Origin of the sequence: Vibrio rhodolitus, assembly GCF_003350325.1 — a bacterium.
Taxonomy (GTDB): Bacteria; Pseudomonadota; Gammaproteobacteria; order Enterobacterales; family Vibrionaceae; genus Vibrio; species Vibrio rhodolitus.
In genome coordinates, this window is sequence record NZ_QLYZ01000008.1 from 149407 (window position 1) to 161923 (window position 12517).

General features: G+C 45.9%; 8 protein-coding genes. 5 read left to right on the top strand and 3 right to left on the bottom strand.

Going from position 1 to position 12517, the window contains the following annotated elements:
• Positions 1 to 30 precede the first annotated feature (30 nt).
• Positions 31 to 1866, bottom strand: coding sequence for a translational GTPase TypA (gene typA / locus DPF93_RS10160; protein ID WP_114766075.1), 1836 nt, complete (start codon positions 1864 to 1866; stop codon positions 31 to 33).
• Between the two features lie 566 nt (positions 1867 to 2432).
• Here typA and glnA point away from each other — a divergent pair.
• The 5 genes from glnA to add all read left to right on the top strand — a co-directional run bounded on the left by glnA (position 2433) and on the right by add (position 10494).
• Complete coding sequence (gene glnA, locus DPF93_RS10170; RefSeq protein WP_075651984.1) at positions 2433 to 3842, top strand: glutamate--ammonia ligase; 1410 nt, start codon at positions 2433 to 2435, stop codon at positions 3840 to 3842.
• 333 nt (positions 3843 to 4175) lie between these two features.
• The gene (gene glnL / locus DPF93_RS10175) at positions 4176 to 5225 is read left to right on the top strand and encodes a nitrogen regulation protein NR(II) (protein WP_114766084.1); all 1050 of its coding nucleotides are present in this window, start codon (positions 4176 to 4178) and stop codon (positions 5223 to 5225) included.
• A gap of 38 nt (positions 5226 to 5263) precedes the next feature.
• Positions 5264 to 6667 carry a nitrogen regulation protein NR(I) gene (glnG, locus tag DPF93_RS10180; RefSeq protein WP_114766077.1) on the top strand — a complete coding sequence of 468 codons (1404 nt, stop codon included), beginning with the start codon at positions 5264 to 5266 and terminating at the stop codon, positions 6665 to 6667.
• Positions 6668 to 6859: 192 nt separating this feature from the next.
• The gene (gepA, locus tag DPF93_RS10185) at positions 6860 to 9400 is read left to right on the top strand and encodes a phosphodiesterase GepA (protein ID WP_114766078.1); all 2541 of its coding nucleotides are present in this window, start codon (positions 6860 to 6862) and stop codon (positions 9398 to 9400) included.
• Between the two features lie 92 nt (positions 9401 to 9492).
• Positions 9493 to 10494: an adenosine deaminase gene (gene add, locus DPF93_RS10190; RefSeq protein WP_114766079.1), complete on the top strand. Its 1002-nt coding sequence runs from the start codon at positions 9493 to 9495 to the stop codon at positions 10492 to 10494.
• Between the two features lie 120 nt (positions 10495 to 10614).
• Here add and pdxY read toward each other — a convergent pair whose 3' ends face one another.
• Both pdxY and DPF93_RS10200 read right to left on the bottom strand, forming a co-directional pair.
• Complete coding sequence (gene pdxY / locus DPF93_RS10195) at positions 10615 to 11502, bottom strand: pyridoxal kinase PdxY (RefSeq protein WP_114766080.1); 888 nt, start codon at positions 11500 to 11502, stop codon at positions 10615 to 10617.
• Positions 11503 to 12310: 808 nt separating this feature from the next.
• Positions 12311 to 12517: integrase core domain-containing protein (locus DPF93_RS10200; protein WP_164675314.1), on the bottom strand; the 207-nt coding region annotated here is incomplete at its 5' end.

Here is a 12517-nt window from a genome sequence, read left to right on the forward strand (position 1 = left end):
GCGATCACTATTAAACGATGAGTTTAATAATTAAGACTTAGCTTCGCGAGAAGCACGCTTACGATCGCTTTCCGTTAGGAATTTCTTACGGATACGGATGCTTTCAGGTGTTACTTCTACTAGTTCGTCGTCATCGATGAATTCTAGAGCTTGCTCAAGAGTCATAACGATTGGCGGAGTAAGAACCTGCGCGTCATCTGTACCAGATGCACGAACGTTCGTTAGCTGCTTACCTTTCAGTGCGTTTACTGTTAGGTCGTTGTCACGGCTGTGGATACCGATAACCATGCCTTCGTAAACTTCAACACCGTGACCGATAAATAGACGACCACGCTCTTGTAGGTTAAACAGTGCGTTAGTTAGCGCTTTACCCATTGCGTTAGCAATTAGTACACCGTTGATACGTTGACCGATGTTACCGCCTTTGTGTGGACCGTAGTGATCAAACGTATGGTATAGCAGACCTGAACCTGAAGTTAGTGTCATGAACTCAGTTTGGAAACCGATTAGGCCACGAGATGGCATAACGAAGTCCATACGTACACGACCTTTACCGTCTGGAGACATGTCTTTCAGTTCACCTTTACGTAAACCGATTTTCTCCATGATACCGCCTTGGTGCTCTTCTTGAACGTCGATTGTTACTGTTTCGAACGGTTCTAGAAGGTTACCATTTTCGTCACGCTTGATGATTACTTCTGGGCGAGATACTGCTAGCTCGAAGCCTTCACGACGCATGTTTTCGATCAGGATAGATAGGTGAAGTTCACCACGACCTGAAACGCGGAAACGATCTGGGTTGTCTGTTTCTTCAACACGTAGTGCTACGTTGTGCACTAGTTCTTTCTCTAGACGCTCAAGGATGTTACGTGAAGTTACGAACTTACCTTCTTTACCAGCGAATGGTGACGTGTTTACTTGGAACGTCATGGTTACTGTTGGTTCATCAACAGACAGTGCTGGAAGCGCTTCTACTGCGTTTTGTGCACAGATAGTGTCAGAGATTTTTAGCTCGCCAAGACCTGTGATCGCGATGATGTCGCCAGCGTGTGCTTGGTCAACGTCATGGCGCTCAAGACCTAGGTAACCCATTACTGTACCTACTTTACCGTTACGCGTTTTACCGTCTGCACCGATAATAGTTACTTGTTGGTTTGGCTTAACGCTACCACGAGTTACGCGAGCAACACCGATAACACCAACGTATGAGCTGTAATCTAGCTGAGAGATTTGCATCTGTAGTGGACCATCTAGGTCAACTTGAGGCGCTTCAACTTGGTCAACGATAGTTTGGAATAGTGGTTCCATGTTCTCGCCAGTTTCGCCTTCTTCTAGCGTCGCCCAACCGTTCAGTGCTGATGCGTAAACTACTTTAAAGTCTAGCTGTTCATCAGTTGCACCTAGGTTGTCGAATAGGTCGAACACTTGGTCCATAACCCAATCAGGACGTGCACCAGGGCGGTCAATCTTGTTGATTACAACGATTGGCTTAAGACCGTGAGCAAATGCTTTTTGCGTTACGAAACGCGTTTGCGGCATTGGACCGTCAACAGCGTCAACGATAAGTAGCACTGAGTCTACCATCGACATGATACGCTCAACTTCACCACCGAAGTCCGCGTGTCCCGGAGTATCTACGATGTTGATGCGGTAGTCATTCCAGTTGATTGCTGTGTTTTTAGCAAGGATGGTAATGCCACGCTCTTTCTCGATGTCGTTCGAGTCCATGACTCGCTCTTCAGCTTCACCGCGAGACTCTAGCGTACCTGATTGTTGAAGTAGCTTATCAACCAGTGTGGTTTTACCGTGGTCAACGTGCGCGATGATCGCGATATTTCTTAATTTATCAATCTGTGGAGTAGCCATGGATTTGATTCACTTAATTTAAATGAAATGCCCCTAGTTGGGAACGGGTGCTCCCCAGCGACATTTTCTGATTAAAAAAACGGCCATTAATGTACCAGATTTTGGCGAAAAACCTAGAAATATGTGATCTATCCTGAGGTTTTAGGCGATAAAATGAGATTTCGGTAGCCTCTATTTTGTCAATTTTCCAGTACACCCTAAGCATAGCTAACTTCTTTGCCTTGCTCTGTCGAAATTTTAGCCAACAAAGTTTCCAATTTAATCTTCCTGTCGTTGACATATTGTGCAATTCGGTGCGGAATAACCAGCAGCGTATTGCGCCAACATTGTGCATTACCGCCAAATTGCACCAACTTAGTGCAATACAAGATCAATTTGGTGCAATAACTTTTCGCACGGAAGAAGCAATTTACGTAAACCAATGAAATATATGAGTTAATTTTTTTGGCACGGATTTGGCTTTAGGAAATACAACATTGTTTAGTAGCTCAAATTTCAACTTATTCAAGATATGATTTAGTTAACCGAGCTATACACCGCTTTAATAACACTGGAGGTTATCCAAGATGTCAGTAGAAAACGTTTTATCACTGATTCAAGAAAACGAAGTTAAGTTTGTTGACCTACGCTTTACTGATACGAAAGGTAAAGAGCAACACATCTCTATCCCTGCGCACCAGATCGACGCAGACTTCTTCGAAGAAGGTAAGATGTTTGATGGTTCTTCAGTGGCTGGCTGGAAAGGTATCAACGAATCAGACATGGTGATGATGCCTGACGCATCTTCAGCTGTTCTTGACCCATTCACAGAAGACGCAACGCTAAACATCCGTTGTGACATCTTAGAGCCTGCAACAATGCAAGGTTACGACCGTGACCCACGCTCAATCGCTAAACGTGCAGAAGACTACATGCGCGCTACCGGTATCGCAGACACTGTTCTTGTTGGTCCAGAGCCGGAGTTCTTCCTATTTGATGATGTGAAGTTCTCTAACGACATGTCTGGTTCTTTCTTCAAGATCGACGACGTAGAAGCAGCGTGGAACACAGGTTCTGAAATCGAAGGCGGTAACAAAGGTCACCGTCCAGGCGTGAAAGGCGGTTACTTCCCAGTAGCTCCAGTTGACTCTTCTCAAGACATCCGTTCTGCTATGTGTCTAATCATGGAAGAAATGGGGCTAGTAGTAGAAGCGCACCACCACGAAGTAGCAACAGCGGGTCAAAACGAAATCGCAACTCGCTTTAACACGCTAACAACTAAAGCGGATGAAATCCAAATCTACAAGTACGTAGTACACAACGTTGCACACGCATTTGGTAAGACTGCGACATTCATGCCTAAGCCACTAGTAGGTGATAACGGTTCTGGTATGCACGTGCACCAATCTCTAGCAAAAGATGGCGTTAACCTATTTGCTGGTGACAAGTACGGCGGTCTATCTGAAACAGCTCTATTCTACATCGGTGGTATCATCAAGCACGCTCGCGCAATCAACGCGTTTGCTAACCCATCAACTAACTCATACAAGCGTCTAGTACCAGGTTTCGAAGCACCAGTAATGCTAGCTTACTCAGCTCGTAACCGTTCAGCTTCTATCCGTATCCCAGTGGTACCAAGCCCGAAAGCTCGTCGTATCGAAGCTCGCTTCCCAGATCCAGCAGCAAACCCATACCTAGCGTTTGCGTGTCTACTAATGGCTGGTCTTGACGGTATCAAGAACAAGATCCACCCAGGCGAAGCAATGGATAAAGACTTGTACGATCTACCTGCTGAAGAAGCAGCAGAGATTCCAAAAGTGGCTGAGTCTCTAGAAGTTGCACTGAAAGCTCTAGACGAAGACCGTGAGTTCCTAACTGCAGGCGGCGTATTCTCTGATGACTTCATCGATTCATACATCGCACTGAAATCTCAAGATGTTGAGCGCGTAAACATGGCGACTCACCCACTTGAGTTCGAACTTTACTACTCTGTTTAATCACTCAGTAGCTTGATAAGACTCGCCAGATGGCGGGTCTTTTTTTTGCCCAGCGGAAAAGTGAGGTGAGAAGAAAGAATTGAGAATTGAGAGGTGAGAATTGAGAGTTGAGGAAAGAGAAAGATGGCGCTACCTAGTACGGCAAGCAAATTGCATTACTCTATCTATAAGGGAAAATGCATGCTTAGTGACTGAGCTTTCTCACCAATGATGTGCAAAACCACGACGGGATCATACTATCACGCTAGTTTTCGCCATTTATCTCATAGAGAAACAGCAACAGTTTAGCGATAATGCACCAACATGGTGCATTACAAGGAAATGGAGATCGGAGTGAGTGTCGAGCTAACTACCACAATACTGAATCATCAAGTAACTGCGGTTTTAATCATGAACGAGTCACTGCAGATTCGTTATGCCAATCCATCCGCAGAGCAGCTGTTTTCGCAAAGCGCCAAACGCTTGATCTCGTCTCCGCTGAGTAAACATATTCAGCATGCTTCTCTTGATCTCGCTTTACTTTCCCAGCCACTACAGAGCGGTCAAAGCATCACCGACAGTGACGTCACCTTTGTGGTGGATGGTCGCCCATTGATGTTAGAAGTCACCGTCAGCCCAATCACTTGGCAAAAAGAGCTGCTACTTTTGGTGGAGATGCGCAAGATTGATCAGCAACGCCGACTCTCACAAGAGCTCAACCAACATGCCCAGCAACAAGCGGCAAAACTTTTGGTGCGTGGGCTTGCCCACGAAATCAAAAATCCACTTGGTGGCTTACGAGGCGCCGCGCAACTGCTTGAACGCTGCCTTCCTGATGCAAGCCTTAAAGAATATACCCAGATCATCATCGAACAAGCAGACCGACTACGCTCGCTGGTCGACCGTTTGCTAGGGCCACAAAAACCAGGTAAGAAAAGCTGCGAGAACTTGCACCTTATTCTCGAAAAAGTTCGCCAACTGGTTGAGCTCGATGTCGGCAGCCAAATCGTTATCGAACGCGATTATGACCCCAGCTTGCCTGACATCAATATGGATGTAGAGCAGATTGAGCAAGCACTACTGAACATTGTCAGCAACGCCGGACAGATCTTAGCTAGCCAAGAGCGAGGGCAGATCACCATTCGCACCAGAACGGTGCATCAAGCTAATATTCATGGTCAGCGCTACAAATTAGCAGCGCGCATCGAGGTGATAGATAACGGACCGGGCATTCCAGCCGATCTGCAAGATACGCTTTTCTACCCTATGGTCAGTGGTCGCGATGGAGGGACGGGGCTGGGTTTATCTATTTCACAAAACTTAATTGACCAACATAAAGGCAAGATAGACGTAGAAAGTTGGCCAGGGCACACCTGTTTTACGATTTATCTGCCAATCAAATAATAACGCTAGGATTTAACGCATGGCTGTGAGGAGGAACTATGAGTAAAGGAAACGTCTGGGTTGTTGATGACGACAGTTCGATTCGTTGGGTGATGGAAAAAACACTCTCTTCAGCCAATATCAAGTGCGACACTTTCGCTGACGGAGAAAGCGTCTTACTTGCCCTTGAGCGAGAAACTCCTGACGTTTTGATCTCAGATATTCGTATGCCCGGCATCAGTGGGATAGAGCTACTTAGTCAAGTTCATCAGCAATCACCTGACTTACCGGTGATCATCATGACCGCCCACTCCGATCTTGATGCTGCGGTTAACGCCTATCAGCAAGGTGCATTTGAATACCTACCGAAACCGTTTGATGTTGATGAAACTCTCACCTTAGTCGAACGAGCCATCGCCCATAACCAAGAGCAACGCCAGCAGCAAGCCAAAGCAGATAACCAGCTACAACCGACACCAGAAATCATTGGTGAGGCACCTGCGATGCAAGAGGTTTTCCGCGCCATTGGTCGCCTTTCGCGCTCATCGATTTCTGTACTGATCAATGGTGAGTCCGGAACGGGTAAAGAATTAGTTGCCCATGCACTACACCGCCACAGCCCTAGAGCGAAAAATCCATTTATTGCCCTCAACATGGCGGCGATTCCTAAAGATTTGATTGAATCAGAGCTATTTGGACACGAAAAAGGCGCCTTTACCGGTGCCAACAGTGTGCGCCAAGGGCGTTTTGAACAAGCCAATGGTGGCACACTGTTTCTCGATGAAATCGGTGATATGCCGCTTGATATTCAAACTCGCCTCTTGCGCGTCCTCGCTGATGGGCAGTTTTATCGAGTCGGTGGTCATTCTCCGATCCGAGTCGACGTACGCATCGTCGCTGCGACCCACCAAGATCTGGAAAAATTGGTGCACAAAGGCGATTTTCGTGAAGACTTATTCCATCGCCTCAATGTGATTCGCATTCAGATCCCTGCGCTGCGTGAGCGTCGCCAAGACATTGAAAAATTAGCACTACACTTTTTGCAGCTTGCCTCTGAAGAGCTGGCGGTGGATGTGAAAACCCTGCACCCAAGTACCATTGAAACACTGGCAAAACTCGAGTGGCCCGGCAATGTACGTCAACTAGAGAATATTTGTCGTTGGTTAACCGTGATGGCGAGTGGCAGTGAGGTACTCCCTAATGATTTACCTGCTGAATTACTTGAAGCCAAAGCGAGCATTCACCACGATAGTGAAGGAAACTGGCAGCAACAGCTTACCCAATGGGCAAAACAGGCACTAGCCAATGGCGATACTGAATTGCTCAATTTCGCGCAACCCGAGTTTGAGCGTATTTTATTGGAAGTGGCGCTAGAGCATACCAACGGGCATAAACAGGATGCGGCGAAAGTATTGGGCTGGGGAAGAAATACCTTAACTCGCAAACTCAAAGAGCTGTATTAAACCAATCGGCATTTGAACACTTATGGCTTGAATGACCTATTTTGGCTCGTTTAAGCCCGTTCAATGACAAAATTAACCAATTCACCGGAATGATAATTTTGTCAATTTCTCAGCGTTCTACGCCATAAAGCGCTCGCCTTATTGTATAAAATCAATACAATTACAGTACACCATATTAAAAGAATAAAAGTAATGCTGCTCAACCACCAATTTACGTTAAGAACGGCAGTGGTTTTACCGTTCGTGCTGATTTTTCTCTGCACCTTTACCGTGCTGACCGTAGTGCAAAATAGCAACTATGAGAAAATGGCGACCGATGTGAGTCGTAAGCAACTATCAACGTTGAGTGATAATGTAGAGCTTGAGCTATCATCGTTCCTTGAGCAGCCTCTACAAGCAAGCTTAGCCCTCAGCCACAGCATTGAGCTGCACTCTCTGTATCAACCTCATGATGTCTCGGCGATTCAAACCGCAATGCTGAGTAAATTCCGCGATTTGTATGGACACGTTCCACAGCTCGACAACATCGGCTTTGGCAGCGAAAACGGTGAGTACGTGGGTCTGCGTAAAGAAGACGTGGATGATTTCACGCTGATGCTGCAAGACAATCTTCACTATCGCGGTTTGGTGATCTATCAAGACCACCAAGTGAGTAACAATGTACGCTCTGTTATCAAAGATTACGATCCGCGCTTTCGCCCTTGGTATAAGCCTTTCGCTGGCATTAAAGACTCACGCTGGTCACCAATTTATGCCAATGCCGATGAGCGCCAAGAAGTCACACTTTCGGCGATAGAGCCAGTCTATTACGGTCAAACGCTTCAGGGCGTTGTGGTCAGCGATGTTAAACTCAGTACTTTCAATGCTTTCTTGCATCAGCAGCAAACTAATACTGGCGCAGTGATCTACTTGTTTGACGAGCAGCGTCGTCTGGTTGCCCACTCCACAGGTGGCAGCATCATCTCTTGGGGTACCGAGCAAAGCCTGAAAGGACAGCGTTTATTAAGCGCCGAGAGCTCTAACGCGGTGATCCAATCCAGCGCCCTTTACGCACATGATATTGCCCTGCCTCAAGCGGACAAGCTCTTTACCACCTACATCGAGGGTGAACGCTATTTCCACCTGATTACGCCATATCACGATACCAATGGTCTCAACTGGTATATCGGCGTTTCAATTGCCGAACACGATCTCCTCGGCTCTATGGTTGAAAATCAACACAATAGCTGGATCATCGGCTTTGTGATCAGTGCGATTGGCATCATCATCGGTCTGTTTGCTTTTAACCGCACCGTGACACCAATTACTTCAACGGCAAACGCCGCCAAACAACTTGCCCAAGGTAACTGGGATAGTGAGATGCCAAAACCGGGCAAAATCTACGAAACGTCGATGTTGGTGCACGCTTTTAATGATATGGCGGATAACCTTAAAGCATCATTTGAAGAAATCAGCTCTCGCCTACGCTATGATTCTTTGACCAAGCTATACAGTCGAGAAGGCTTAGTTAACACCTGCGATCAACTGACCAAACTTGAAGGATGTTTGATCCTAATCGGCGTGAATAAATTCCGTAACATCAATGACAGTATGGGACACTTAAGTGGTGACCAGTTATTGGTGCTTATTGCCGAGCGCATCAAAACGACATTTGACGACGGCGCACTCACTGCCCGTATCGGTGGCGATGAATACGCTATTTATCTGCCAAGCCCGCAATCAAATGAAGAGATTTCTTTAGCCACTGGGCGCATTCAACAGATGTTCTCAGCCCCGTTTTGTATGGGACAAGAAAGTATCATCTTGCAAGTATCGCTCGGCGTGGTGAATGGCATTGAACCTTGCAGTATGACGACTTGGCTACGCAATGGCAGCATCGCGCTCAGTAACGCAAAACAAGCCCAAGCTTCAATCAGCTACTACAAACCTGAAATGGCGGACATTTCACGCAAAAAAACGCGTATGTTGGCAAAAATCAAACAGGCTATCGAGCTCAAAGAATTTATCCCTTATTACCAGCCTATCGTTGAAATCCAATCAGGCAAAGTAATTGGCGCAGAAGCACTGGCTCGTTGGGTCTCACCAAGTGCTGGGCTGATCTCGCCACTGGAATTTATCCCCATTGCCGAAGAGAGTGGCTTTATTTCAGAGATAGGTAAGATGATCCTCACTCAAGCCTGCCATGATGCGGTTTTAGGTATGCAGCAAGGTAAGTGGGATGACAGCTTCCACCTGCATGTTAACTTGTCAGTGAACCAACTTTCGCAGGCGGGTTTGTTAGATGAGCTGCAAGCGATTTTGAGCCAAACCAAGTTGCCAGCGAAGAATTTACTACTAGAAATTACCGAGTCGCGCTTAGTTGATAACGATCCAGTGACGATACAAAATATGCAGGCGATTCGAGATCTGGGCATCCAAATCGCGATTGATGATTTTGGTACCGGCTATAGCTCACTTGCCTACCTATATAAGTTGCCATTCGACTGCTTAAAAATCGAACGCACCTTTGTTAATAAGTTACAAGCCGATCAGCTTGATACATCTATCGTCGCGGCAATCATCAATATGACACGTGGCATGAAGGTAGATATCGTCGCGGAAGGTATTGAAACCGTAGAACAGGCAGAAATGCTGAAACAACTCGATTGCCCACAAGGGCAAGGCTTTCTCTACAGCCGCCCAGTGCCATTTGCCGACTGGCCAACAGATTTGGTTAACATGAAGCCGGAATAGTCAATTTTCACCGAAATAGGCGCTTTACTGGGCTGACACTCAGTAATTTGCTTCTTATACTTAGCTCAAATCACACAATTGAGCTAAGTATAATGATAACTAAGAATTTGCCCCTCACCGATCTGCACCGCCACCTTGATGGCAATATCCGCACTCAAACCATTCTTGAGTTAGGTCAGAAATTTGCAGTGGCTTTACCAGCTAATGATGTTGCAGGGCTAACACCTCACGTACAAATTGTCGAAGCCGAGCCTTCTCTCGTCGCTTTCCTTGCAAAGCTAGACTGGGGCGTCGCTGTATTGGGCGATCTTGATGCATGCCGTCGCGTCGCCTATGAAAACGTTGAAGATGCGCTCAACGCGCAGATTGACTACGCTGAACTGCGCTTTTCCCCTTACTACATGGCAATGAAACACAACCTGCCGGTTGCTGGCGTGGTTGAAGCGGTTGTGGATGGTGTGCAAGCGGGTATTCGTGACTTTGGCATCAAAGCAAACCTGATCGGTATTATGAGCCGTACTTTTGGTACTGATGCTTGCCAACAAGAACTCGATGCAATTCTAAGCCAAAAAGACCACATCGTGGCAGTAGACCTTGCTGGTGATGAACTGGGTCAACCAGGCGAGCTGTTTGTAAAACACTTTGCCCAAGTTAAAGATGCCGGTCTCAATGTTACCGTTCACGCTGGTGAAGCGGCGGGCGCACAAAGCATGTGGCAGGCGATCCAAGAGCTTGGTGCCACACGCATCGGTCATGGTGTGAAAGCAATCCACGATCCAAAGCTGATGGATTACTTAGCTGAGCACAAGATTGGTATTGAGTCGTGCTTAACTTCAAACGTTCAAACCAGCACCGTCGAGTCACTAGCAAACCACCCACTTAAGCAATTCCTTGATCACGGTGTTATGGCGTGTATCAACACAGACGACCCTGCAGTGGAAGGGATTGAACTGCCACACGAATATGAAGTCGCAGCGCCACAAGCTGGCTTAACGGCTGAGCAGATTCGCCGTGCGCAGATTAATGGTCTAGAGCTTGCGTTTATCTCTCAAGCGGAAAAACAAGCGCTAAAAGACAAAGTAGCCAACCGCTAAACTCGAATCTAACTACACGCCAAGTTGATAGCGATATTGGCAAAATGTGTGGGTAGATAGAAAGCAAAAAGCCGTTCATGAGCGAGAGGTCTCACGAACGGCTTTTTATTTAATTCAGGTTTAGATTGAGTAGTAAGTAAATGAGTTATCTTGTACACACTTACCCAAATCAAACTTCTCAACAGGCTCAACCAACTCGTCTTGCGCAGCGATAGTTTGCAGCTCCCACTCACCAAGCTGATGAGTTTTCTTCACCACAGCATATGCCGCTTCATTGCAGTGTTTAAACGCACGTGCGACCGACCAATCTTTGAGTAATCCTGCCGTAAACAGAGATGAGATAAGATCACCAACGCCAACCAACGCTTTATCAAAGTCCAACTGTGGACGCTGAGCAATAAAGCATTGATCATCAAATGCCAACATCATAGAGAACTTATCGTCAGAGATTGAGTACAGGTGTTTCACCAGTACGATTTGAGGACCTAAGGTCAATGCCTTCTTACATGCCGCAACTGCATCGTTTAGGCTGTTGATTTCCATGCCAACAAACTGACTCAGTTCAAATTGGTTCGGCACAATCACATCCGCCATCGGCATTAGTGTATTAAGCAAATACTCTGAAATCCCTTCGCTAACAATACAGCCCTTATCCGGTGCACCCATCACAGGATCGCAAACGTAGATAGAAGCAGGATTGTAAGACTTCACTTTTTTAACCAGCTCAGCAACCATTTCACACTGTTCAACGCTACCTTGGTAACCCGTCACCACAGCATCACATTTTTTCAGTGCACCAATGTTTTCTAAACCTTGCGTGAGATCTTCGATATCAGACGCTGGGAAAGCATGACCAGTCCAGCCTTCTTTATACTGAGTGTGATTAGAAAACTGCACAGTATGGATAGGGAATACTTCAAACCCCATACGTTGCAATGGAAAAACAGCTGAGCTATTTCCCGCGTGGCCGTAAACCACATGACTTTGAATTGAAATCACACCGCGCATTTGTCTAAACCTCTTAAATTGCAAATCGCTGTAAAAAGTAATTACCACCCAAAACGCCAAAACTGCACGGCGGATCGGTCAGTAAATCAATGCCTAGGCTCAGTTGCCACCATCACAATGACTTTACATATCTAGGTCTGTTTAATAGTTTTAATTAGAATTTATTTAATCAATAAAAGAAACACTAAGCGCTGTGATAAGCATAAAAACCCCGTAAATATTGGGGTACAAAAAATATCGACTAAAACCTTGATGTCTCGCCAGATTTAATTTCAATTCCTCGATCAAGGTGTATTGCACTAAAACTAGCCTTTTGATAGTGAGTAAATGGTTGTGTGATTGCGATAACAGTTACACGAGCAGGATGAATAAAAAGGAGGCAAATGACGATGTACAATTATTTGCACACTAGTGACAACTCTAGCGTACTCACTTCATTCAATACAATCACAACTAAACTTAATCAGCAAAAGATCGCTGATCCAACCTAACGAAAAGCCCCTCAACGAACTCTGTAGCGCGATAATACAAGTTTCCTTATAACGGAGTAGCATTTCAGCTAAACAAACATAGAAAGCTCTTTCAGAAGCGTTAAAGCGGCAAGCAGTGATAAACACACATTTAGGAAGATGGATAAGCAAAGAGAAATAGAAGTGAAGCATCTCTAGTGCGAAACGCTCTGGACTCTCGCCTCTCGAAACGACGTATTACAGATACGGCGAGCTCCCGAAATTCGATATTGTAGATATCGAGCGTTCCAATTTCATTTTCGCAGTGTCTCGTCCTAAAATACGTTGACAGTTTTATGCTAAGCCAACTGCGTTAGCAGCTGGCTTTTTTCATGAACCTCATTTGGGGTTTTCATCCCGAGGCTAAGATGTGGTCTCATATTGTTATAGATACTAATAGACTCTTTTACTAGTTGGTTGAGCTCTTTGATGTCTTGACATCTATTGAGTAGGAACTCTTGTTTTAGTATCCCATTGACTCTCTCTGCTAACGCATTCTGGTAGCA

Bases quoted from the DNA above. Each gene is read 5' to 3' on its own strand.
- typA (WP_114766075.1), bottom strand. From the start codon at position 1,866: ATGGCTACTCCACAGATTGATAAATTAAGAAATATCGCGATCATCGCG.
- glnA (WP_075651984.1), top strand. From the start codon at position 2,433: ATGTCAGTAGAAAACGTTTTATCACTGATTCAAGAAAACGAAGTTAAG.
- glnG (WP_114766077.1), top strand. From the start codon at position 5,264: ATGAGTAAAGGAAACGTCTGGGTTGTTGATGACGACAGTTCGATTCGT.
- gepA (WP_114766078.1), top strand. From the start codon at position 6,860: ATGCTGCTCAACCACCAATTTACGTTAAGAACGGCAGTGGTTTTACCG.
- add (WP_114766079.1), top strand. From the start codon at position 9,493: ATGATAACTAAGAATTTGCCCCTCACCGATCTGCACCGCCACCTTGAT.
- pdxY (WP_114766080.1), bottom strand. From the start codon at position 11,502: ATGCGCGGTGTGATTTCAATTCAAAGTCATGTGGTTTACGGCCACGCG.